The 25,804-nt window shown below is 39.5% G+C and carries 13 protein-coding genes and 1 pseudogene; 11 read left to right on the plus strand and 3 right to left on the minus strand.

Features of this window, described 5'->3' with window-relative positions; genetic code table 11:
• Window positions 1–709: 709 nt before the first annotated feature.
• The 6 genes and pseudogenes from GXX20_03905 (at window position 710) to GXX20_03930 (ending at window position 16,704) form a co-directional block, all read left to right on the plus strand.
• Window positions 710–1,699 carry a helix-turn-helix transcriptional regulator gene (locus GXX20_03905; protein ID HHW30808.1) on the plus strand — a complete coding sequence of 330 codons (990 nt, stop codon included), beginning with the start codon at window positions 710–712 and terminating at the stop codon, window positions 1,697–1,699.
• Window positions 1,700–2,223: 524 nt separating this feature from the next.
• Entirely contained in the window at window positions 2,224–7,926 is a 5,703-nt protein-coding gene (locus tag GXX20_03910) for a fibronectin type III domain-containing protein (protein HHW30809.1), read from the plus strand.
• On the plus strand, window positions 7,874–14,401 hold the full coding sequence (locus GXX20_03915) for a hypothetical protein (GenBank protein HHW30810.1): 6,528 nt from the start codon (window positions 7,874–7,876) through the stop codon (window positions 14,399–14,401). Before GXX20_03910 ends, GXX20_03915 begins: the two co-directional genes overlap by 53 nt.
• A gap of 548 nt (window positions 14,402–14,949) precedes the next feature.
• Window positions 14,950–15,867 carry a DUF2935 domain-containing protein gene (locus GXX20_03920; GenBank protein ID HHW30811.1) on the plus strand — a complete coding sequence of 306 codons (918 nt, stop codon included), beginning with the start codon at window positions 14,950–14,952 and terminating at the stop codon, window positions 15,865–15,867.
• Window positions 15,868–15,872: 5 nt separating this feature from the next.
• Window positions 15,873–16,002: pseudogene (locus GXX20_03925) on the plus strand (RidA family protein).
• A 132-nt stretch (window positions 16,003–16,134) separates the two neighbouring features.
• The gene (locus tag GXX20_03930) at window positions 16,135–16,704 is read left to right on the plus strand and encodes an NAD(P)H-dependent oxidoreductase (GenBank protein ID HHW30812.1); all 570 of its coding nucleotides are present in this window, start codon (window positions 16,135–16,137) and stop codon (window positions 16,702–16,704) included.
• Window positions 16,705–16,837: 133 nt separating this feature from the next.
• Here GXX20_03930 and GXX20_03935 read toward each other — a convergent pair whose 3' ends face one another.
• Entirely contained in the window at window positions 16,838–17,812 is a 975-nt protein-coding gene (locus tag GXX20_03935; protein HHW30813.1) for a hypothetical protein, read from the minus strand.
• Window positions 17,813–17,824: 12 nt separating this feature from the next.
• The gene (locus GXX20_03940) at window positions 17,825–18,043 is read right to left on the minus strand and encodes a hypothetical protein (protein HHW30814.1); all 219 of its coding nucleotides are present in this window, start codon (window positions 18,041–18,043) and stop codon (window positions 17,825–17,827) included.
• 452 nt (window positions 18,044–18,495) lie between these two features.
• Between GXX20_03940 and GXX20_03945 the strand changes: the two genes are divergently transcribed.
• Window positions 18,496–19,032 (plus strand): ECF transporter S component, encoded by a 537-nt coding sequence (locus GXX20_03945; GenBank protein ID HHW30815.1) that lies wholly within the window; start codon window positions 18,496–18,498, stop codon window positions 19,030–19,032.
• 1 nt (window position 19,033) lies between these two features.
• A complete protein-coding gene (locus tag GXX20_03950; GenBank protein ID HHW30816.1) occupies window positions 19,034–20,176 on the plus strand; it encodes a hypothetical protein in 1,143 nt (380 codons plus the stop codon).
• Between the two features lie 182 nt (window positions 20,177–20,358).
• Here the strand turns inward: GXX20_03950 and GXX20_03955 are convergent, their stop codons facing one another.
• On the minus strand, window positions 20,359–21,669 hold the full coding sequence (locus tag GXX20_03955; protein HHW30817.1) for an FMN-binding glutamate synthase family protein: 1,311 nt from the start codon (window positions 21,667–21,669) through the stop codon (window positions 20,359–20,361).
• A gap of 245 nt (window positions 21,670–21,914) precedes the next feature.
• On the opposite strand from GXX20_03955, the gene GXX20_03960 reads away from it, so the two are divergent.
• From GXX20_03960 to GXX20_03970, 3 genes are all read left to right on the plus strand, one after another.
• A complete protein-coding gene (locus tag GXX20_03960; GenBank protein ID HHW30818.1) occupies window positions 21,915–23,315 on the plus strand; it encodes an S-layer homology domain-containing protein in 1,401 nt (466 codons plus the stop codon).
• A gap of 35 nt (window positions 23,316–23,350) precedes the next feature.
• Entirely contained in the window at window positions 23,351–23,689 is a 339-nt protein-coding gene (locus GXX20_03965; protein ID HHW30819.1) for a hypothetical protein, read from the plus strand.
• A gap of 160 nt (window positions 23,690–23,849) precedes the next feature.
• A complete protein-coding gene (locus tag GXX20_03970) occupies window positions 23,850–25,067 on the plus strand; it encodes an IS701 family transposase (protein HHW30820.1) in 1,218 nt (405 codons plus the stop codon).
• Window positions 25,068–25,804 lie beyond the last annotated feature (737 nt).

Raw genomic sequence — 25,804 nt, forward strand, 5'->3', positions numbered from 1 at the left:
ACCATTTTGAATATTGGCAAAAGGACTTGGGCTTCCCAGTTCCTTAAGTCAGTGAGGGATGCTTAAAGTAGCAGGTAAACAGGAGATTACTTTTATTTTTAAAACCCATAGTATCTTGACGCTATCTACCATACTCCTATATTTGACTATTGGTATTAAGTACTGTATACTGACTATAGTATGTAACTACGGTCAGCATAATTAATGCAGGACTGATATTTCCACTTCTTAAGATGATGGATATAGGTTTTAAGTTACAGACGGTGAACTGAATTCTACAGCTTATATTTTAATCTTTTTACTGTCAAGGTTCAATAGCTGTAGCTTCTGCGTATGTATTTTAAGGTCTTAAAGCAGTGGAGCAGGATAGATACATATTAGCTTTGACAAGATATATACATCAAATCCGGTGAAGGTAAGAATGGCTGGAAAAGCTGCTGGCTATAAGTGGAGTAGAAATAAATGCTATAACAAAAACAATAGGAAGGTGCAAATACCTGACGTTTTAACCAATCATCAAGAAATCTCTCGCTTCTATAAGCGAGATCTGAATTGATTAAAATTATGATAACAACTTGTTCAGCGGGGGATTGCAAGACTCCCACTGTATTCCCGAAAGAAGCGGGTTTGATATATTGCTAATACTTGCAATATGCTTGATTTAGCAATATAATAATGGCAATATTATTTTTTTAGGACGACGTGAAGTATGGATTATATAACTGTAAAAGAAGCAGGTAAAAAATGGGGGCTTGGAATCAGGATCGTTACGCTATACTGTAACGAGGGAAGAATAGCTGGTGCTGTTAAAAAGGGCAATCTGTGGCTTATTCCCAAAGATGCTGCTAAACCTGAAGATAGGAGACGGAAAAAAGTCCTGATTCAAGAAGAAAAGAAACCGTCGGTATCTAAAGACATATATAGCCTGTATGAACAGAACAAGCATGAAGGTCCATGGCCTTTTCAGTCTCTCTATGAAAACAAAGAGTTGTTTGTGAAGATTGTGAAGCACTTTCCCTATCCGATGCATATATGTGCACCGGACGGCACAATGCTTTTAGCCAATGAAGCGTATCTGAAATTTGCAAAAATATCCAACCCCGAAAGGCTTTATAAAAAACATAACATTTTGCTCAATCCCAACCTGGAAAAATGGGGAGTAAAGGAATTTACTATGAGGGCATTTCAGGGAGAAGCTGTTAACGCATATGATGTTAAAGTACCGTATCAGGAAATCATTGAGCGGTTGGGAGATCGTAATGAGTTGACATCCGAAAGTCTGTTCCATAATATTACTGCCTTGCCTATATACGACAGTAATGATAAATTGATGTTTGTGGTATTTATATTTGTCACCTCCAGGTCTTATCAGGGTAGAGAAGAAATTATAAAAGGCAAGGAATATATAGATGACCACTGGAAGGAAGAATTTGATATAGGTAAACTGGCAGGTATCGTTCACATGAGCAGACATCACTACATCCGTTTGTTTAAGCAACATACAGGCATGACACCCTATAACTACTATCAGGATGTAAAAATCAACAAACTCAAGGAAAAACTGTGCGATGTAAATCTGTCTATAACCCAGGCCTTTGAGGAGTGCGGTGTAGACTATAATGGAAAACTGGCGAAAAAATTTAAAGATAAGATAGGAATGACCCCTTCCCAATATCGAGCAACAATGCTCCAGAAATAAAAAGAAACAAACAAGTAAAGTGGCTTCCGGCTGTAATGGTTGGAGGCCTTTTTTATTTGCAAGACAGCAAAAATGAACGTAGATATAGCAATCAATTGACTATACTGCCTGCTATTGTTTACATATAATTAATCCTCAGAATATGGTGAGGAAAGAGCGTGTTTAATATTATGAAAAAATGACTGAAAAACAAGCGCTCGAAGAGCTCACTGGCTTCCTCTGTCATCAAGTATTTCTTGCACCCTATAGCAGTATTTAATCTAGATGGGGATTTAGTGTTTGTGAACAGAACTTTACCGGAAGAAATGGATTTATATACCGCTGATTTGATTGAGAATAAGCACAACAGGATATTTTTATGAGCGATATATCGGTCGGAAATATTATCTTCTGAATTCAGGCAGGCTGATTTTCCCCATTACCCGGAATAAGGGTCAAACTGTCCAAGGTGCGGTGATATTTATTTGATAAAGTCTTACGAAAGCAGAGTTATAACCAAGCCTAAACAATAAGGGGGAAAATGCATGCAGAAGATCAAAAGACTATTGTCGCTTATACTTATCGCAGTTTTATCAGTTACGCAACTGCCTGTGTCGGCGCTGGTCTCAGGCACAGAATACACAACAGGAAATGTGCCGGGATTTTCAAGTACACTGTCCAGTTTTTCCGGCAGTGATAACCTGATGGCGGTTAAGGATGAGGTGTATAAAACCAGTCAGAGCATGGCACTAGCAAGTACCGTAGAGGATGAGGATTCAGGTCTTCAATACTCCTTATCACTGAAAATTGAATTAAATGAGATTAGACGTTCCATGTCAGTGCAGGCGGACATAAACAGCTTTGATTTGGATGCGGATGGAGGTAAGTTGGTAGTAACCCTTTATGACAATGAAGACGGGATCCCAAAATTGATTGACTTTTTTACTGCTGAAGTACAAAGCGGCGTCATAGAGGACACGCCGGATACGCCCGAAGCAATAGGAGTTCTATCCTTTGACGGCGTAGATCCGGAAAATCTGGTGGTAAGCGGGATAATCTGCCGTTTCCTTGACGAACCGGTGCCATTGTCGGCTGCAGTGAGTTATGATGCGGATGGTTTTATCATCGTTCCTGTCCCCTTCTATACTCTGGATGCTACAGATGTCACAAAAACCTCTGCCGTGCTACATGGACAGGTGGTAGTAGAAGACGGGGCAGAGCTTAATGCTGCAGATTTTGGGTTTTTAGTATTTGACAGCGGGGAAGCTGATGCCGAAGAAATAGATGAGGATGGCAACCCTGTCGGTGTGATTCTGCCCTATGTACAGCCTGCAGCATCAATAACCTCAGACGGCTTCTTTTCATTGCCCTTGACCAATCTGGAAAGCGGCAGGGAGTATCAATACATGGCGGTTGGAATAGGATTTGCTGCATATGGAGAGCCGAAGGGCTTTACTACAAAAAGTGATCTGCCGGCGGTAGATACAGGTGCTTCCGCTGAAATTGATTCGCAATTCAATGTTGTAACTGTCAGAGGAGCTATAACTGACACAAAAGGGTTTGAAATAACGGAGAGCGGAGTGATGTTCGGAACCAGTCCGGACTCCGGCCTGAAGGAAAAATCGCCTAATCAGTCCGGTTTACCGGGGGTTATAACTTGCTATATCGGACAATTGGATCCGGGAAAAACCTACTATTACAGAGCATATGCCAAAAGCGACGCAGGTATTGGGTACGGTAAAACATACAGTTTCACCATGCCTGCAGTTCTTCCCACAATTAAAAGCCGGCCTTCGGTTGTCTTCGACCCGGTAACATGGAAGGCCAACTTTAGTGCTGAAATTATCAGTGACGGCGGCGCGGAAATTTCAGAATTTGGTTTTAGATTAAAACTCAATAATGGATGGAAACACTTTCCGTCATATACCATTAACGATTCAAAGGTTTTTACTTTGGAATTAGAAGGCCATGAGCAAATTCCATTTGGCAATAACGAAGTGGAAGCCTATGTGACCAACACGGTAGGAACGGCAACCATGGCCGTTAGCGGCGGAGGATTTCTGACTCCTTCCATTGCCCAGGTGAATGCAAGTCTGGACAATACTTTGGTAACAGTGTCCTCAGCGGTGCTGAAGGGGAATATTACAATAGTACCCGGTTCAGAATGCCTTCAAAGAGGTTTTGAATACAAAGCTGTCTCCGATAGTATTTGGATAGAAGCCGGTATGGAAACAGGCAGAAGTGGTGAGTATACTTTTACTCTGGAAGGACTGAGGCCTTATACCGGATATGTTTTCAGAGCAAAGGCACAAACCCTAGCGGGATGGTCTTACAGTTCCGAAATCGTTTTTTCAACCATTTTCAGTGACAATGGAAAAGAAACTGCCTATCAAATGAAAATGGACGGAAAAACCGGAAAAGAGATTTTAGAAATTCTGAAAAACAATTTACACCAGAGCATTTCCGAGGCATGCGTGAGCCTGAAATTTGCCGGATTTGACGCTTTCAGTATTGCTGCCGCGCTAAAACCGGATCCGTATAAAGCTACATACAAAGAGGTAGCTAAGGGTTTACTGGCAGCGGGGTTTGATGCTTCCACAGCGGCAAAGGCACTACAGGCTGAGTATTTGGACGTCTTTCAGTATGAAGGCGGTGATATTACCGAGAGCATTATAACAGCCCTGGATGAACAGGGCTACCCGAAGGATGACGTAATTAAAGCTTTAAGAGAAGTTTTTAATATTAAAATGGATTATATTGGTTTATATTTAGGTATATCCAACGATGAAGTATATGATTCTCTTATCCATACATATGGAGCGTATGTATTTTCAGCAGATTTCTGGCGTGAACACTATGATGAATATTATTACGACGCCGATGCGTGTATAAGAAATCTAACAATGATTTTAAAAAACTGCACCACTTTTAGTGCCGGGGATATTGCGGCTGTGCTTAAGGAGGTCTATCCCCAGATTACCGCAGCTCAATTCGTCGCGAACTGCCGGCAAATTTATCCCGCCGCCAGTGATATGGGTGACGCCATAATACAGGCCTTTGGTGTAGACCCATCGGTAGCGGCAAAGGAATTGCACACATATTCTGACATATATACAATAGAAAAAATTAAGGATTGGCTGATCAATAAGCGGGGACTAAGCGCTTCTCAGACAGTAAAGGCATTGCTGGCCCTGTCCCATGCGGATCCTCTTAATACCATTCCTGTACTGCTAAAAGATGATTTGGGCATTACAACTGCTTTAGACGCGGCCAGGGCAATGTATGAAGCAGGTTGGAAGGAAGATGAGAGAGGTTATTATGGCTATTGGCGTGTGCTGAAGCTGCTTATAAATAATTATGGCTGTACAGCATCGGATTTGATTGAAATTATGAAGGAGCTGGGGCTTTCTCCTTTAGCTGTGGCCCAGCAAATGGAAGCCTTAAAAACCAATAATTATGTAACTTCATGGATACCCGAGTACAGATCTCTTGGCTATGCAGCCTCAGAACTGGTCGGCTGGTACAAAACCACCTTCTATTATGCCGAAGTCGATCAGGCAGTGATTGTCATGGGTAATGCAGGTTACAGTCTTGATGAGATCACCGCGGCACTTAAGCAGGTATATGCGTTAGATGCCGGCGGCGCACTGACAATACTCAAATATAGTACATTCACAGACACATATAAATGGTGGACTGAGGCACAGGCTATTGTTGCCGTCGATCTGGCCTACAATACCAGTACCCTTGATACGGTGATAAATCAAATGAAAACGAATGGGGCGACTGCGGTGCAGATTGCCAACACACTGAAGGAAGCCTTTGCTGTGACTGAGCCTGGTAATGTGGCAGGGTATCTGATAGGGCTCGGCTATGATAAGAACGTTGTGCTCCAGGCCCTGGCACAGAGCTTTAGAACCCTGAAGAATCCCGAGTTTGTACAGATGCTTTCAAATGTACTTCGGGATAAGTTCTCACAAGAACCGATGGACAATATGGCATTAATACTGAGTCTATATGAAAGCGTCAAAGGAAAGCTTAACCATGCGGTGAACGGAGCTATTCTGCTGCATAATAGTGGATTCGGGCTCAGGGATATTACCCTTGTGTTTAAAAATGACATTGACGCTTTGAATAATGTTTCTGCTCCGCTGACGGCTTTTGAGGCAGGACAGCTTCTGCTTGGCCTGAAGGCTTACGGGTTTTCATATAATAAGCTTGATATTTTCGCCGCTATTCAGGAAGTATACGGCGTGAACTTCATGCTTGAAACGGTGATTGATTATAAAAACAATAAAAAATATCCGGCGAATACTGCCATCGCTAAGTTAAGTGAAGAATTCGGAGTTGATGCGCCTTCCGCCGCAGCTAAGTGTCTCAAAGAAGCAGGCTACACTATGGCTGAGGTGCTGGAGGGTTTTATTGAAGGATACTCATCAGAAAAAAGTATCTATAAAATTGATTTGCTAAGACAGGTGCTAGCTGACATCTATCCTGAGGAACAGGCACCGTTTAAAGCCATTATGGAGGTTATGGAAATAACTGATCCCGGCCATGTTTCTGAGACCCTTTACAAAGCAGGTTTCTCGGTGAAGGATATTATTATGATCCTGCAAAATGAATATGGACTGTCCTCCGGCGAGGTAACCGAGTATTTATACGAAAGAAATTTTGAGAACATTATACTGAATGTTGAGGATGTATATGGCGGAAATGGCTACCTGGACTTTATTCTATACAGAAAGAATCAGGGGGACAGCATTTCGCAGTTATTTGACTGGCTGTATAAGAAGTTCAGGGTTGCCGATATATCTCAAATTATGAATACTCTAAAACTTGCGGGCTTTTCAAGCGAGGATGTCATAACTCTTTTGTATGAAAAACAGAGGGCTTCAGACGACGAAACCATATTGCAGGTACAGGATATTTTCGGAGAAGACAGCATCCAGAGTTATATTAACCATAGAAAAAGCAAAGGCGACAGTATTGCCCAGGTATTTAGCTGGCTGCAAAAATTCGGCGTTAAGGATGTTCAGAGCATCATCAGCTATTTAACCCAAGCGGGGTATTCTAGCAGCGAACTTATCGAATTTTTGTTCAGTGGGTATGCTCAAGTGGATAATGCCGTATTTGAAGTTGAAGGCACCTTCGGCAAAAACGCCATTGTGGAAGTATTAAAACAGAAAAAAACACAGGGCTGGAATATTGGAGCTCTCTATAGGTACTTGAAGGATACCTTCAGAATTACAAATCTTACCCAAATCGCTGGGTACTTAAAAGCACTGGACTATGCAAGCAGTGTAATTATGGATTTTCTGTATCAAGTGATCAAAGAACCGGGCCTATATGGAGAAATTATAGAAGCGGTACAGGCGGCGAATGCGGCTGACGGAACGGATGTGATTTTAGGATTTCTCCGTGCCAGGAAAGAAGCTGGTGAGGGTCTTAGCCAACTGAATGATTGGATTAAGGATAAGTTTAATATAACGGATATGACGCAGACAGTCGCCTATTTAAAGGCAGTGGGCTATACAAACAATGAAATTATAGCTTTTTGGTATGAGCGTTACGGCGGTGAAACGGGAGAGTACGAGGAAGTGATTGAGGCAATTCAGGCAGCTTCCAATACGGATATCACTCTGGACTTCCTAAGGGAGAAGAAAGAACAGGGTGAGGATCTGACCCTGCTTTATAGCTGGTTGAAAGACAAATTCAGCATAAGCGATATCAGTAAAGTTTCTTCCTACTTCCTGGCTCTGGGATACGCTAGCCATGAAATTATTGAATTTTTATTTCAACAGATTAGCGATTCGGACCGATATAAAGAAATTGTTGCAGCAGTGCAGGCTGCAACGTCATCGGCCGGTTCCGACACCATACTGGAATTCCTGAGATACAGGAAAAGTAAAAATAATGAGGGTCTAACTCTGCTTTATGGATGGATGAAAGATAAATTTGGCATCAGCGATATCGGAAAAGTATCTTCCTATTTACTGGCTTTAGGATACAGCAGTAATGAAATCATCGAATTTTTATATCAGCAGATTAAAGATTCCAACCGGTATGAAGAAATTGTTGCAGCAGTGCAGGCTGCAACTTCGTCGGCAGGTTCCGATGCCATTCTGGAATTCCTGAAATACAGGAAAAGTAAGAATGAGGGTCTACCTCTGCTTTACGGATGGATGAAAGACAATTTTGGCATCAGCGATATCGGAAAAGTTTTTGGCTTTAGGATATGGAAGCGGTGAAATTATTGAATTCTTATATCAACAGACTAGCGATCCGGGCCGATATGAAGAAATTGTTGCGGCGGTACAGGAAGCACAGTCATCGACTGGTTCCGACGCCATACTGGAATTCCTGAAATACAGAAAAAATAAGGGTGAGGCTCTGATTCAGCTTTACAGCTGGCTGAAGGATAAATTTGGAATAACGGATATCGGTAAGATTCTCCGCTATCTCAAAGATACGGGCTATTCAAGCTTGGATATAATTGAATTTGCCTATACCGGACAGACAAACCTGAATGAACTTTTAATTGCTTCAATGCAGAATAATTATAGTGATGATAGTGTTATTGAATTGCTTGAGTTCAGAAAAAGCCGCGGTGACGGCCTTGCGGAGCTTTATGACCTGCTTGCCCGGCTTAGTATAACTGAAGCCAGGCAGGTAGCTGTCTATTTGCAGGCAACAGGATTTTCCGATGCCGAGGTTGCTGCATTTTTAAAACAAAAAGGAATCAATAATAACAATCAAATTATCAATCTTATTCAAAGTGTTTTTGGTGAAAACACCATACCGGACTTCCTGACTGGTCTGAAAAACAAGGGATACAGTGCTGCTAACTGCCGGATCTGGCTAATTGATAAGTTAGGCATCGACGATATTTCCAAAATCACCGGGTATTTGAAAGATGCGGGCTTTAATGATGGTGAGATCATTAATACATTTGATACTACCGGTGAAGCTAAAGGTTTTGCAGTATTAAAGGCTTTATATCCTTCAGAAACACCGGTGCAGATATTGGCCCGCTTAATGGCTACACCTTCCAGACCTTTTTATTCTACTCAAATGTTAGTATGCGGCCTGAAACAGGAATTCCCCGATCTTAAATATTCTGAAATTGTCCTGATGATAAGAGATGCAGGGGAGGATCGTAGCAATATAATCGATTGGCTGCAAATGATCAACTATGAAGGTGCATATTATCTGGGACTGCCAAAGGAAGACCTTGATGATCTGGCTTCCATTCTCGGTTCGCGTGAAGAGAGGGATCTTAAGCTGGGTACCAGAAAAACCAGTTACATTCTTTCAGGCTTTGGATATAGCCCGGAGGAAGTTGTTTACTGGGCAAAATATGCGAAATTCAGCAGTTACGAGGTTTTCAAGATTCTCCTGGATTATTGGGTAGGTATGGTTGGATCAGATAAGATCATAGAGCAGCTTAAGGCAATGGAAAGCAATGGTTATACTCTGATCGAACTTGCAGAGGCGGTAATTGAATACTATAGAGAAGGAAAACTTCCTCCCGGTTCCGGAAATGCTTATTTGGTTGAAAATCCATACAGTACTGCCTCCAATTCTATGAGAATCCTGGCAGGGCTTGGAAAGAAAATGCCGGAAATAGTAACAGCGATGATTCATGCGGGTATTGCTCCCCGTTATATGATCAACGCTTTACACAGCTATTGGTATGACCGGTATTATTGGAATGATCCGATGCCGGGTCATTACGACCATACTAGCGATGAATTTGCGCTCTTAAATATCGTAACCTGGGTTTACAATGCTGTAGAGAGCTTGCCGGAAGAAAAGCTGGCAGATATTGATATTGTTGAAGAAACTGCTGCAGGATTATACACAATAAGGGACACGGTTGGAGCTGAGAGTAGCAAAGTCTTTGAGGCTATGATGTACATCACAGGTAAAATGAGTTTTGATTTGGATAAAAAGTTACCTCAAACCGATATATACGCTATCGACCAGTATATTAATACTATTAACTCCTTTATCTCTGCCTTTAGCAATAAGGTGGAAAATATTCTGGAGCGCGTTTTGGTTGTTGATGCCATGCGTACCGCAGGATATGACAACGATGAAGCAACCGATTTGCTGAGGTCTGTGGTTGGAACAAGCTATTTGATGAATTTCGCTATGCAGGTTATGGGCGGGTACAATATTATAGACTCGTGGAATGCAGTTATGCGGGTTGATGTTTACCGGGTTCAGTTGTTAATTGATGCCTGCTGGTCAATTGCGTGCAAAGCATATAAATTAGATGAAGCTTACACGATACTCAGAGATTTTAAAAAGATATATGACAAGTTGAAGAAGATATGTATGTTTCTTATAGATAAAGGTGTTCTTCAGGCGGCACCGGGAGATATGTATGCTGCGGCATTTGCCGGATTTGCCGAAACGGTGCTGTCAGGCATGCCGGCTTCTGCTGAAATATCCGATGTTAGTTTTTCAGCAGGCGGAAACAGTACTGTCACTGTCAGAGGAACCGTTACCTCCGGCGCAGGCGTGGAATTACTTTTCCTTGTAAAAAAGCCGGATGCCAACGGCAATTCACAGAAGGATGTTCAGCTTAATTCTCTCACGAACCAGGAGCTTAAAGGGATTATCGACTACTTTGGATATGTCTTAAGTACCGATCCCGCTGAATCGAACGGAGCAACCTACAATTTTGAGTTGAGATACCGTTCAGGAGGCGAACCAGGCAGATATGCCGTTCTTATTGGGGCGGCAGACACCGTTGATGTTTATACTGCCGAACCGGTCTTGTTTACACGAACTCTTGCAGGGAAGGTATCAATCACAGGTATAGCTAAAGTTGGTGAAACCTTGATCGCAGACATAAGCGGACTCATTAATTCAGCCGGTATATTGACGTATCAGTGGTACAGGGCAGAGCAGCCCATAAACGGTGCAAACTCCGATACATATAAATTGGTAGCTGAAGACGCCGGCAAGACAATTACCGTAAAAGTGACCGCCGATGGAATCTATGCTGCAGGCAGTGTAATCAGTGATCCGACCGGGGAGGTAATAAGAACCTATGCGGTAAATATCGGAAGCATTACAGGAGGAACCATCACTGCTTCTCCATCTGCGGCGGCTGAAGGAGAAACCATCAGCTTAACTGTCACTTCGGATGAAGGCAAGCAGCTAAAAGCAGGAAGCCTGAAATATTATGATGGTGAGACATACCATGAAATCAGCGGAACCAGCTTCACAATGCCTGCCGCGGATGTAACGGTGACTGCAGAGTTTGAAGCGGTAACATATGCGGTGAGTATCAGGACGCTCTTCTATGGTAGCGTCACTGCTACTCCAAGTACGGCAGCAGCCGGAAATACTATTAACCTTACAGTTATCCCGGATGAAGGTTGGCGGCTTAAGTCAGGAAGCCTGAAATACAATGACGGCACGGGAGACCACGAGATTAACGGAACCAGTTTCACAATGCCTGCTGTGAATGTTGAGATAATGGCAGAGTTTGAAAGAGTATATACAGTAAACATAGGGGAGCTCTACGGTGGCAGCATTACCGCTACTCCGGCTGTAGCAGCGGCAGGGGAGACTGTCAGTCTGACAATTACCCCTGAAGAGGGTAAGCGGTTTAGAGATGGAAGCCTGAGATACTACGACGGCACTGGATTTTATACTATTTACGGAACCAGCTTTACGATGCCTGCTGCGGATGTTACGATAACAGCGGAATTTGAAATGATACCTCAGATTACATATACAATAAGTATTGGGACGCTCTCAGGTGGTACCATCAGAGCTATTCCAGATTCGGCAGCAGCGGGGGTGACAATCATATTAAACATTAGCCCTGATACAGGTAAAAGGCTCAAGGCAGGAAGCCTTAAATACAACGATGGCACAGGAGACTATGTGATTAGCGGGAATAGCTTTACGATGCCTGCTGCGAATGTTACGATTGCGGCAGAGTTTGAAAACATTTATACAGTGAGTATTGGGCCGCTTTCAGGTGGTAGTATCACAGCTACTCCAACCGCAGCGGCAGCTGGAGAAACTATACATCTCATAATTACTCCGTATGAAGGTATGATGTTTAAAGAAGGAAGCCTGAAATATAACGACGGCAAAGAAGACCATGCAATCAGCGGAACCAGCTTTACAATGCCTGAAGCAAATGTGACGGTGACTGCTGAGTTTGAAGCAATACCGCCGGTTACCTATACGGTAAGCATAGACGATATGATTATAGGGGGTACAATAATAGCCACTCCGAATATAGCTGCACAAGGAGAGGTAATAACTTTGGAAATTATTCCCGAAGAAGGAAAGCAGCTGAAGGCCGGAAGTTTAAAATACAGCGACGGTGAGTTAAATTATTCAATCAACGGAACCAGCTTCGAAATGCCTGGGGTAAATGTTACAGTGTATGCAGAGTTTGAAGATATAAAATATAAAATAAGCATTGATAGTACCATCACCGGTGGAATTATATTTGCACCCTACGATTTGGCAGAGGCCGGAAGGGAAATCAACCTGTACATCACTCCTGATGAAGGAAAACGGCTAAAAGCAGGAAGCCTGAAATATAATGATGGCACAGAAGATCATGTAATCAGTGGAACCAGCTTCACAATGCCGGAAGCAAATGTGACAATAACGGCAGAGTTTGAGGACATACCGCCAACTATTTATACAGTAAGCATCGATGATGCTATTACAGGAGGTACAATTACGGCTTCCCCGACATCAGCCATAGCAGGAGAAATAATAACATTGACCATTACTCCGAATGCAGGCAAACAGCTTAAGGCAGGAAGCCTGAAATATAATGATGGCACAGAAGATCATGTAATCAGTGGAACAACCTTCACGATGCCGGAAGCTAATGTTATAGTGACAGCAGAATTTGAAGATGTGTCAACACCAGTTACTGATTATGATAAGGTAATGGCGGATATTAACGCTTTAAGCATCGTATATGCACCGGGAGACAGTGAGCCAGCAGTAACACAAAATGTGAGTCTGATAACTACAGGAGTAATATACGGTTCAATTATTACATGGACATCAAGCAATCCGGAAATTATAAGCGACAGCGGTGCTGTCACACGTCCAGACTTTGCAAACGGAGATGTGACTGTTACAATAACTGCAACGGTTTATAATAATGGAGTAAGTGCTACAAAAGACTTTACCCTTGTTGTCTTGAAACTTCCGCAAATAACCTATACAGTTACCTTTGATAAAAATGGTGGAGACACTGAAGCAAGCCCCGCAATAAAAGAAGTAATCTCAGGCGGAAATGTAGGTATGTTGCCAACGGCTCCTACAAGATCAGGTTACACATTCATTGGGTGGAATACTCAAGCAAACGGAAGCGGTACAGCCTTCACGGCAACTACGGTGGTCACCGGTTCTATTACAGTGTATGCGCAATGGACAATAAACAGTTATGGTGGAGGCGGTGGTTTGCCAAGCGGTAGTGGAGGAATAATAAATACTCCTGTAGAAACACCAAAAACAGAAATAAATGTTGTAGGCAATATAGCGACCGCTACTACAACAGTTTCAGCAGACGTAGACAACAGCGGCAACGCAGTAGCTACAGTTAGTCGCGAACAGGTAAGCGATGCTATCAATAAAGCGATAGAAGAAGCTGAAAAGCAGGGCGATAGCAAGGAAGCCAGAGTTGAAATTAAGGTGGAAGCATCCGAAAATGCCACAACTGTGGAAACAATCATTCCCGAAGATACTTTAAGACAGACTTTGGAAGCCGATATTGATGCATTGACAATATCAACATCTGTTGCCACTATAACCTTTGACGCTAATGCTCTCTCTAACCTTTCAGAGGAAACAGCAGGCGATATGAAAATTAAGGTATCAAAAGTGGAAGTATCATCTCTTTCACCTGAAGTACAGCAGAAGATTGGCGACAGACCGGTATACGATTTCAGTGTCACCAGCGGAGATAAGACCATATCACAGTTTGAAGGGGATGTGTTGGTATCAATACCCTATACTCCTAAGAAGGGTGAGGATGTAAACGCTATCGTCATCTACTATATCAATGATTCAGGCGAGCTAGAAATAGTGAGCAACTGCATCTATAACCCCGCAACAGGAAGGATCAGCTTCAGCACAAGGCATTTTTCACAGTATGCTGTGGGTTATAACAAAGTCAAATTTAAGGATGTACCTCAAACAGCATGGTATAGCAATGCTGTAGGCTTTATTGCAGCAAGAGGGATCACTACAGGAACCGGAGATGGCAATTTCAGTCCGAATGAAAATCTGACCCGGGGGCAGTTCATTGTTATGCTTATGAAGGCATATGGCATAGCCCCCGATACAGACCCAAAAGATAATTTTGCAGATGCCGGAGCCACTTACTATACCGGCTATCTGGCGGCTGCAAAACGCTTTAAAATATCCAAAGGCGTTGGAAACAATATGTTTGCACCGGATATTGAGATCACTCGTCAAGAGATGTTCACCCTTTTGTACAATGCACTAAAGGTTATTGGAAAATTGCCTAAAGGAACAGCCGGCAAACCGTTATCTGCTTTCGCCGATGCAAATGACATTGCCACTTGGGCAAAAGAAGCCATGACTCTTCTGGTTGAAACCGGAACTATTAGCGGAGATGGGAGAAATCTCTTTCCGACGAATACAACTACCAGAGCGGAGATGGCACAGGTACTATTTAACCTGCTGTCAAGAAACTAATCCGAACCTTGATAGCATCCGGCTGCTTCAACCATCAATGCCATTAGCAAAATGGGTACTCGCAGATTTAAGCTAAAACAAATCAGGCACTCTATGCAAAATATATGTAGAGTGCCTTGATTTTTTCAAACATATTAATTTACGATATTCTATATTGAATTCAACTCCCACATATTGAAGCGAGAGACTTCTTGATGCTCGGTTGAATTGAGAAATATAGCATACGAAAATCAGGATTAGATTATTTGCCCAGGAAAGCCAGGTACTATATAAGCTTGCTAAGTTGTTTATATAGCAACCATAATATAATAGTTTTCATAATACCCAACTTCTGCTTTTCCAATTGCATTTTCGATTACAATTTTGTAACTGTGTTTCTGGCACAGCGGACAATAATACAGAGTGTTCTGTTTGTTTCTACTTTCATATGTCTATAAAAATAATTTATAAAATATGATATTGAGTAACAATTTATGATTAGTAGACATAATATAACAATATAAGTTTACTTTTACATGGAGGAAATTACTATGCCCATAAATTCTGAGATGCTCTCAACTATTGAATTTGTAAAGCAGTCACTGGGTTTACATCTGTTTTTTGCCAGGATTATGAAAGAACATTCATTTTTCCTTGAAGTGGGGTTTACGCCTAGAGACGCAAACTTTACCCAACAGGCAGATATTTTCCGCAGGGAATTTGATAGAATTCTGAGAGATGCTATTTCTCTTTCAAACGGTGTTGTTAATCGGGAAGTTCTTCAATCCGGAGAGGTTGTAACACCTTTTACTTTAAAAGCTGAAATGGTAACCATATTTTTTACAGGAGTACAAATACCGACTCAACTGACACAGGCGGAAGCAGAGCTGACAGGCGATGGTATGATAGCAGTCAATCCTATGCTTGAACAGAGTGTATCTGCCCTCAACCAGAGAGCAATAAATGCAACAGCTGCGTTGATACGTTTTAAAGAAGATATTTTATCTAATGTTTTAAAAGGCAAAATGTTCACATTTAATTATCCTTTGTTGATATTACACATAACTCGTGAGGCGGAATTATATCTTATGCAACTTGGAAAGCTTCAAAGGAAAGAAAAAATAAATCTGGAAAGAGAAGCTTATGAGCTAGAATTCTTCTGGAACAGGCAAATGGCAGAACACGCCAAGTTTATCCGGGGATTGCTTGACCCTACAGAAGACAATTTAATCGACCAGGCTAACAATTTTGGAAAAGAGTTTGATCAATTGACAAAAGAAGCAAAGGCGGCTATGGATGCGACCGCTCCAAAGAGTAATGTTACTGCCAGAAGTTTAAAAGCAACTGAAAATTTGCGGGACTTCAAAGCACAAGGCACGCAAGGCATTCTCGCATGTAAAATAAGATCAATCATTATACCGCTGCTTGGTGATCATGTCTTGCGTGAAGCCAATCATTATTTACGGTTGCTTAAAATGTTTAAATAAAATGTAAAATATTTAAGGAAATAGTAGGCGAGCTTGAAAGACCTCCTCTTATAAACAGTTCTCAAAGTGGCTGGCCATGCAAATCCCTTGTGCCTGATTGAGATGGATGCAATTGCTTTTGTAGAGGGTGAATAATTCGAAGACAAAAGTTAGACATCAAGGGCATATTTTATAAAATTTTTACTATAAAATATATTATTTTATAATATATCATTTATACTTATAATATCTCTAACTGAACAATGTTTATAAAGGAGGAGGTTATCAGTGAAAAAAATAAAAATCCTTGCTATTGTCGGATCGTTGCGGGAAAACTCCTATAACCGGCAGCTTGCAGTGACAGCGAAAGAAATACTTGGAGATCGGGTCAATTTTGAATTTCTTGATTACCAGGACGTACCGTATATGAATGAAGACATTGAATTTCCTGCCCCTGAAGCTGTAAAACGGGTTCGTGAGGAAGTAAAGTCTGCTGACGGAATTTGGTTCTTTACACCTGAGTATAACCACTTTTTCCCCGGTGTACTGAAAAATCTTATTGACTGGTTGTCCCGTCCAATCAGTGATGATGAACCACAGGTTCTTGCCGGAAAACCTGCTGCAATTAGTGGAATTTCTCTGGGGATGTGCGGAACAAGTATAGCCCAGGATCATTTAGTCACACTAATAAGCTTTTTGAATATGGATGTTATGAATTTTCCAAGAGTTACTATACCATATGCAATGGAACAGATCGACAGCAATGACAGGCTGGTACTGAAAGAAAGTTATCCTTTTTTAGAAAAACAAGCCAATGCTTTTGTGAAATTTATTCAGAAACGTATAAGAAACGTATAAATAAAAAGTGCCCTAAAGGAAATTAATCCTTTAGGACACCAAAAAACATTTAAAATTACATAATCACTTTAAACTATATTTTACTTTATATAATCACCTAAATACTTTACTAAATATTTTATATAATATCTTGTCATTTGCTGATAATCTCTGCATAAACTAATGTTTGATTCAGCAACTGGTATGCAACTTCTCCGAAAGTTACCGGCCCTGCGAAGGGTGGTGTTGCTTTACCATCAAGCTCGCCATAAAGGTAATTAAGAATGCAATTACAAGAAAAGATTGGTTTTACATTCTTAAATCCTTGCAGGTGTTCATTAAAGCTTTCTGCATAATTACTTACAGAACGCGCAAAACGATATTCTTTCCCGGCAAATACAGGAGCATAGAAATCTACTGTCTTGTTTTCTGCAGAAACTGACTTAATGGACACATTTACCAATACACTGTTATAGTCCGCCACCAATGGTAATTTTGTATCAATTTTATTATCTGCTATGTAATCTGCTAAAAACACTTCTTTTCCGTTGACTAAACATTTTGTCACTGATAAGGCATCTTCCGTGAATTCGATTATTGTATCATTTTCATCTATACTAAAAATGTTTACTATACCAAGGGAAGCCATTTTATCATCTGGCAGGCATATATGTAATGCAACTGCTTTGTCACTATACGAGACACCTGTAACACCATCATATACCTTAGCATTTGAACCGGTTGAAAGATCAAAACCAGAAATCCAACCAACTGTTGGATTCATAAAGATATTATCTGAATAAGGTGCCTCTTTTGCGTAAAATACAGCAACATCACTGGCAAAAGGCATAATTAAGAGCGTCAATCCGTTAGGATAGGCATCTTTTGTAATGTCTAATATATTATTCCTGTCATATACCATAGTTTTAGAATCAGCTGCACATGCAAATTCATTTACAAATAATCTATTTTTGCAGGTAATGCCACCATTTTCAGTTATAAAATAAGGAGTAGTCCCTGCAATCCAATTACCTTTCGGTAACTGTTTCAACAAAGATTCGTCAGCTGCAATATGTAATATTCTGCCTTCCTGGATTAATTTTGTTGCCTCATCAAGATTAACAAACATATTCTCTACCTCCTAAAGTTTTTTCAGTGCTTCAATATCTTTTCCTAAAATCGAAGAAAATTTTTCAAAAAAAGCTTTCATTTCCTGCAAACAATTATTTAGTTCCTCAGTTGACGGATTAATGGAATACTTCCTCTGTAATCTGGAAATTAACAGATTTAATCCCAGGTTTGCAGATTGGTACTTTGCTTGTTTCTTGATTAATTTCTCAAACTTCTGATCCAACTCCATGCTACGCTTCTCCTTCCTAACCCATTTTTTATGGGCGATTCACTTTTTATGTATTATACATCAATACTAATATCTATCAAAATTACTGAAAAAGCAAATATATATTGAATATATAATACTTAATCGGCAAATGTCTCATAAGACTTAATTAGCAGACAAGTCAAATCATTTCACTTCTTCAAAAAAAGGTTCAGCAGCTAAGAAAAGTCCAGTACTTACAGCAGAGCCAATGTTAAGTGAAAATCCTTATCCACACAAAAATTTAGAAAAAAATTGACATACCAATTAAATTAGTATAATATCCATTTTATATAAACTATATATAGTTATGGAATTTTTTAAAAGAAACTTTTAATTGACCATTTCATGAAAGCTGATGATAACAGAGTTTGATTGCATTAAAATAAAATCATTAAATTTGTATCTAATCTTTAAACTATGGGGGTAAGATCATGAAAAAACTGCTAATTAAGCAAATTGTACTTTCTGGATTATTTATTGCCATTGGGCTTTTATTGCCGTTTCTTACCGCACAAAATCCAGTCTTAGGTAAAAAATTACTTCCAATGCATCTTCCGGTTTTGCTTTGTGGTTTTGTTTGTGGATGGCCCTATGGCTTAATTGTCGGTTTCGTTTTGCCTGTTTTCAGGAGTATCTTGTTTGGAATGCCTCCCATGTTTCCTACTGCTGTAGCCATGTCTTTTGAACTGGCGGCTTATGGATGCTTGACTGGCCTTTCTTATAAATTGCTTCCCAAAAAGAATACATATATATTTGTATCATTAATTATAGCCATGATAGGAGGAAGAATCGTTTGGGGAGCCGTTAGCTATATACTGTATGGGTTGAGCAAAAGCGCATTTACATGGCAGCTTTTTGTGGCTGGTGCATTTCTTGATGCAATTCCGGGAATTGTACTTCAAATTATCATTATTCCAATTATTATATTTGCTCTGGATAGGGCAAAACTTATAGAAGATGTGAGATAAAATGACCATTAAGGCTTTGCTGCTTAAGCATTACCATTTGTATCCAAGGATGCAAATTCAGGATGTTGTCAAGCTTATATATCAGAATGAATTTGCCGGCGGACACATGATTGAAAATGAAGAGGATAGTTTGAGGAAATTGCAGAATGAATGGCATACTATAGAGACTTCCATAGGGGCTTATATTGAGCTTTTAGAACAAAATTCAACTGACAAAAAAACATCCTGTGATTTCTTTGAGGATATTGGCAACAATTTATACAGACTCAGTTTAATAGCTTTGAAATATAGTGACATCAGTTTAGAGACTATAAACAGATTTTTCGTAAATACTTCCAATTCCATCCAGGGAAGCATTCAGAGCTTTGAAAAGAAACTTGATGTACTCAGGCAATGTTGTAGTGATGGTCTGCTTCCTTATTCACTGGAAGAACTGGAAAATTATTTATATTCCTATAAGGAAAAAGGCTACCCGCCGGTTAGTCACAGTGAGACATACCGTGCTTCCTATTTTCCTGCGTACCGTATTGTAAAATCAGAATACTGTTATTTTTATGAAGTATTCTGCAGAATCGACTCTCTATTAAAATCAAAGGACATGGTAATAATAGCTATTGACGGAAACTGCGCTGCAGGAAAAAGCACCCTGGCTGCACTCTTGGCTGATGTATATGAGTGCAACCTGTTTCACATGGACGATTTCTTTCTTACACCTGAACTCAGAACAGAAGAGCGTTTGAAGGAGATAGGCGGAAATGTAGATTATGTCCGGTTCAAAGAGGAAGTAATGGATGGAATAAACAGCCGATGCAGATTCCAATACCGTAAATACGACTGCAGGCAAATGGCTTTTGGTGAGCCGGTATTAGTAACTCCTAAAAAACTTAATATCATAGAAGGCTCATATAGTATGCATCCCACATTGATAGGGAACTACGATCTGAAGATTTTTCTACATATTGATGAAAAAGAGCAAAAATCCAGAATTATAAATAGAAACGGGGCTTTCATGCTTAAAAAGTTTCTTGATTTATGGATACCGCTGGAGAACCTGTACTTTAAAGAATTAAATATAAAGGGACAAAGTGATTTGGTTTATGACCTATCATCTTTTCTCTTTGTCCACACTCCGCTTATCAAATAAGCAAATTTACTTCGCTGAGGGATTCAGTGGGAGTCTTGCAATCTCCCATTGAAGAAGGTTGTTATAATAATTTGCATCAATTTAGCTCATGCATATACAAACGAGAGACTTCCTGGCGCTTGGATAACCAGCCTTATATAAGCAAACTTAACTCCATGTAAGCAAGCTTAACTTCACAAAATTCATGTTTTTATCTTATGAATAGGATAAGCTAATTCCACTCCGGTAATTTGTGCCATATCCTGTGTTAAAGCTACCAAATCTTCTTTTGACAGCTTGTTGATAGAATCCTTGCCCAGGCATCTCAAAGCTATATCCATTTCTTCAGACAATGCTTTTAAAAAGTTTCCTGCGCAGTCAGCCCCCTCTTTTACATCGAATAAATCTGTGTGCTTACCGTCATACAGATATAAATCAGTAGGGCTGGAACCAGGAGGCAGACGGTTAAACTGTGTATAGGCAGCGGCAATATCTACAGGGTAACCTATATAAAAAGCATCAGCTCCAAGGGCAATAGCTTTTAGCATATCTGCTGCATCCCTGAACCCGCCGGTCATTATTAGAGATACACTGTCCCGGGCACCTTTTCTTTCAAGATGTTCAACTGCTCTTACAAGAGCATATAAAGTGGGAATGCCAAAATTATTAATGGTAATTTCAGGACTTCCAGAGGTTTCTCCCTGGGCTCCATCCAAAACAATAGCATCTACTCCTGCATAGAGCAGTTTATCCAGGTCTTCTTCAATATTTCCTGCTGCTATTTTAACTGCGATAGGTATACCATCTGCTAATTCACGTAATTCATTTACTTTATTCTTTAGATCTTCTTCATTGTTTATATCAGGAAAACGGGCAGGCATAACCGCATCCTGGCCTTTTTCAAGTTTTAAATGTTTTCTGAGCTCATCTCCTATGACTTCACTATTAATTCTAAATCCATCCCCTGCGCTGGCGCCCTGACTTATTCTTATTTCAATCATATCCGCCTGCTGCAATTGTTCAGGTTCATTTCCCCAACCGGCACGGTTATATTGAACTACATAAAGCTTCGCAATATCTCTTTCTTCCTGCAAAAAGCCACTTTCTCCCGAATTAGTGGCTGTACCTACAACTGTAGATGCTTTTGCCAAGGCTAACTTAACTTTCATGCTAACCGATGCTCCATAGGCCATGGCAGCTATCATAAATGGTACAGGAAGTTCCATTGGTTTTTTTGCTTTCTTACCAATAATTACTTTTTTATCAAGAGGGGTACCATCGGGGAGTGGGAACATTCTGGGTATGAACATCAAATCCTGAAAGTCCTTGAAATTTAAAGTAGAACCAAGGGGTTCACTTAGAGGTTTGCCATTTTTTGCTTTTTCGGCAATTCCCATAAATTTAATAAAGGAATAATTATCAACAGCAGTTGGCGCTTTAACCATTTTCATGTCAGCCAGTTTTTCAAGCATTTGATCTGCCACGCGGCTATAAAGATATCGCATTAAAGACATAAACTCATCCTCTCGCATAATACTGTATGTATTTCAAAAATATTATTTCTTAAAGCTGGTGCAAATATGCAATGCTTCCTCATAGTCTTACGATATTTCCCGGTTATGTTTGTTTTCAAAATTACTAATATTACAGCATAATTACATATCGGTTACATATCCGATACAATCAAAAATTACCCCAAAAACTCCTCCAGGGGCATCGAAATAATATTATAAAACAGACATAAGGAGGAGATTTATTCATGAAAAAAACTGTTAGAAGACTAATATCAATTCTTATTTGCCTGACATTGATATTATGTTCTTCAATCCCGGCATTTGCAGCAAATGATAATAAAAGCAAAGCAAATGAAAAGGTGAATGTCAAAATTGATGTAAAAGTAAACAACAAAAGTTTTAAAGATGTTAAGGAAGACCACTGGGCCTATAAGTATATCATGTGGATGTTAAGCAGAGATATAGTACATGGAATCGGGGATGGTACATTCCTTCCCAATGGCACAGTAACAAGGGCAGAATTTGCAAAAATGATGGTTAGGACTCTTGAACTTGAGACTTTTACACCCAAAGAACCAACTTTTGCAGATGTGAATAAAAAAGATTGGGAATATCCTTACGTTGAGTCATCAAAAAATTATCTTACATACTATAAGACATCAACGGGTAATTATTTCAAGCCATCACAGCCATCTGTCAGGGAAGACATGGCGGTAGCTCTTGTCAAAGCATTGGGATATCAGAATGAAGCTATTGATGAAAGTATTCTTAACCAATTTGCTGATGTAAATGAAATAACACCCAGCCTCAGAAAGTATGTGGCAATAGCTGTAAAGTATGGCCTTATGAAGGGATATCCTGAAAATGATAAGCTTTATTTCGGCCCAATGAAAAATTTAACCCGTGCAGAGGCTGCCACATTGCTTTATAGAGCCTTTGTAGTAAAGGAAGAAAAAGTGCCTTACGAGGAAGATAAACTTCCATATGAAGAGGATGATGAGGAAGATAACTATACAAAGCCAGAAGTTAGTCTTTCTGTAGAAAATGGAGTTCAGATATTAAGATGGAATAAAATTGACTCCAAAAATTTCAAGGAATACAGAGTTGTAATATCTAAAAATGACTCCACTCCAGATATAGAAGACGGTTATCTGCATAGATTTACAGATCCCAATAGGACTTTCGCAATTATAAATAATCTTGAGAAATACACGGGAGGAGATTTCGGAAATTACTTAACAAAAGGCGTGAATTATTATATTACCGTAATTGCTGTATATTCAGATAAAATTTTAACTGGTAATGTACTTCAGTTCCAGTATAACGGCACAGAGAACCCTGAATTGTATGTAGCGCCTGTTGTTACTGCTTCTGAAGAAAACGGAAAACTCGTTTTAAGATGGAATCAGATCGATTCTCCTAATTTTGTAGGTTACAGGGTTGTAGCATCAAAAAGCGACTCTTCATTAAACTATCCAGATAACGGATATTTATATGCTATAAGTGACAGAACCAAGAACTACGCGGTTATAGATAATAAAACAGCTTATACTAATGGTGATTTCGGTAAGTATTTTGTAAAGGGTGAAAATACTATTTTAGCGTTATTGCTGTTTACAGTGACAAAGTTGTTAAAGGTAATGTAATCCAGTACCAGTACAACGGGCCGGATCATCCTGAATTGTTCCCTGCTCCGGTTGTAACTGCCGCATATGAAGATGGCAATCTGGTATTAAGATGGGATAAAATCAATTCAACTGAATTAGTTGAGTACCGTGTGGTAATTTCTGAAAAAAACAATACACCTGCATATCCTGCAGATGGTTTCTATAACGCGCCTTATTCAGCAGATACCACCTCGGTAACCATAGATCCTACAAATGTTTATACTAATGGAGATTTTACAGCTTTGACATATGGCAACGAATATTACTTCAGTGTAACTGCTGTCTATAAAAATAATAAATATGTTGCTGGAAATGTCGTAAAAATTATTTATCTAATCTCTGATAATGAGTAATACCTGAAGTTTTATAAATTAAATTATATAGATTAGTGTTGTGCATTAAAAAGTAAATAATTGTATTACCAAATTGATGGTAAAACAAAAGCATAAGTTGACGTAATGTGGTAGTTTTGAATTGACGAGAAACAAAACTATTTCCACGGGGGTCAAACTTATGCCTGAGATAATAATAGAACAAAGCCAAGAAGTTATCAATTATATAAATATGCTAAAATTACCTTATTCTGAGGCTTTGCGAAACCATATGGTTCATATGGTCTCAGGCATTATTACCACCGAGGGAAACAAGAATGTTTCTGCGATCTATTCAAAGCATACCTGTAACCGGGACAGGAGCTGTGGCTCAAGGTTTCTCGGAGAGTACAAGTGGAGCAATGAGTATGTTGACCACAAGAGAATCAAGCATTCTCTTAATATGGTCCGAAACAATGTAGCGGAGGGGGACGTTGGGTTTCTCATCATAGACGACTCTTTGAGTAAAAAAGATAAGTCTACAAAAAATATTGAGGGGCTCGACTATCACCACTCCCATAGTGACGGAGAAACCATGTGGTCCCATTGCGTAGTTACTTCTCACTATAAAATCTCCGAATACTCTCTGCCGCTTGATTACAAGCTCTACCTAAGAAAGCAGTCCTTTGGCAATAAAGCAAAGAAGAACTTTAAGAATAAACAAGAGCTTGCAATGCAGCTTATTGATGAATTTACACCGGTTACAGAAACAACGTACCTATTAGTGGATGCTTGGTACACATCGGGAAAACTGATGCTCCATGCTCTAAAGAGAGGTTATCACACCATTGGAAGAATAAAATCCAATAGAGTGATATATCCCGGAGGAATTAAAACAAGTGTCAAAGAATTCTCGACCTTTATCAGTAAGGACGAAACCAGCTTAGTTACAGCAGGTGACGATACTTACTACGTTTACAGGCATGAGGGTAAAATCAATGACCTTGAAAATGCAGTTATTCTGTTTTGTTGGAGCAAATCCGATTTATCCGATAAACTAGCATTTATACTAAGTACGGATGTTAGCCTTACCACCTCCGAAATCCTTTTATATTACCAGAATCGCTGGAATATTGAAGTGAGTTACCGGTATCAAAAAAACTCACTTGGGTTTGATGAATACCAGTTAGAATCCCTAACCTCAATAAAGCGCTTCTGGAGCATGGTCTTTATCACCTACACTTTTCTGGAGCTTTTCAGGGTATCAAATAAGAAATCCTTAAAGCTTCAGAATTTGGGAGATACTATAGGGTATTTCCGCAAACAATACTTGGTTTCTATTGCCAAGTTTGCATACACTTGTGCAGTTAATGGGGTATCTGTCGATGCTGTTATTACCAAATTAGGGATAGCAGCATAAACATTTACAATTTACTGCACAACACTAATTATATAGAATTAAAAAAAAATTCAGTATAAATTATAAACCAGGCATTAAGAAGTCTTTCACTTCTATGAGCTGAAGCTGAATTGATGCGAATTATAATAAAAACTTTTTAAGTGGAGGATTGCAAGACCCCCACTGAATACCCTAGCGAAGCGAGTTTGCTAGTTCAAGCAACAATGGGACAGAATTTAAATCTGTCCCATCTTTTTTGTATAGATTTTATATTTTTTATAGGGATTTATTTTTCATAATATAAATACTTCCTCTGAAATTTCATGATATAATTTCTGAATTTTCATAATAAATGAAAACAATCTTCAAATATTTTCACAATTTTTGTTTATGTTTTCGCAATTAAAAAAGTAATCATTGCCAATAAAACAGGGAAATAATGCATATTTGAAGGATATTCTAAAAAAAAAATTAAGAAAAAAATTTTCTTAATTTTTAAAAAAATTATGAAAAAAATTTATAAAAAACAATTGACATTTATGAAAATTAGTATTATTATTTTTTACATAATCAGTGACTATGATAAATGATAAGGTATTAAAGTGTAATTATTATAAATAAATTAACCAATATAGGCTCTGTTAACTTAGTATGAAAGAAATGAGACCTGAAAGACTTCTAGTAGGTCTAAAAAGAAAAAAACCTACAAATGGAAGCCACTAAATGTAAGATAACACGAAAAAAAGAGAAGTGCAAGG

This window comes from Clostridiaceae bacterium, assembly GCA_012840395.1.
Classification (GTDB): domain Bacteria; phylum Bacillota; class Clostridia; order Acetivibrionales; family DULL01; genus DULL01.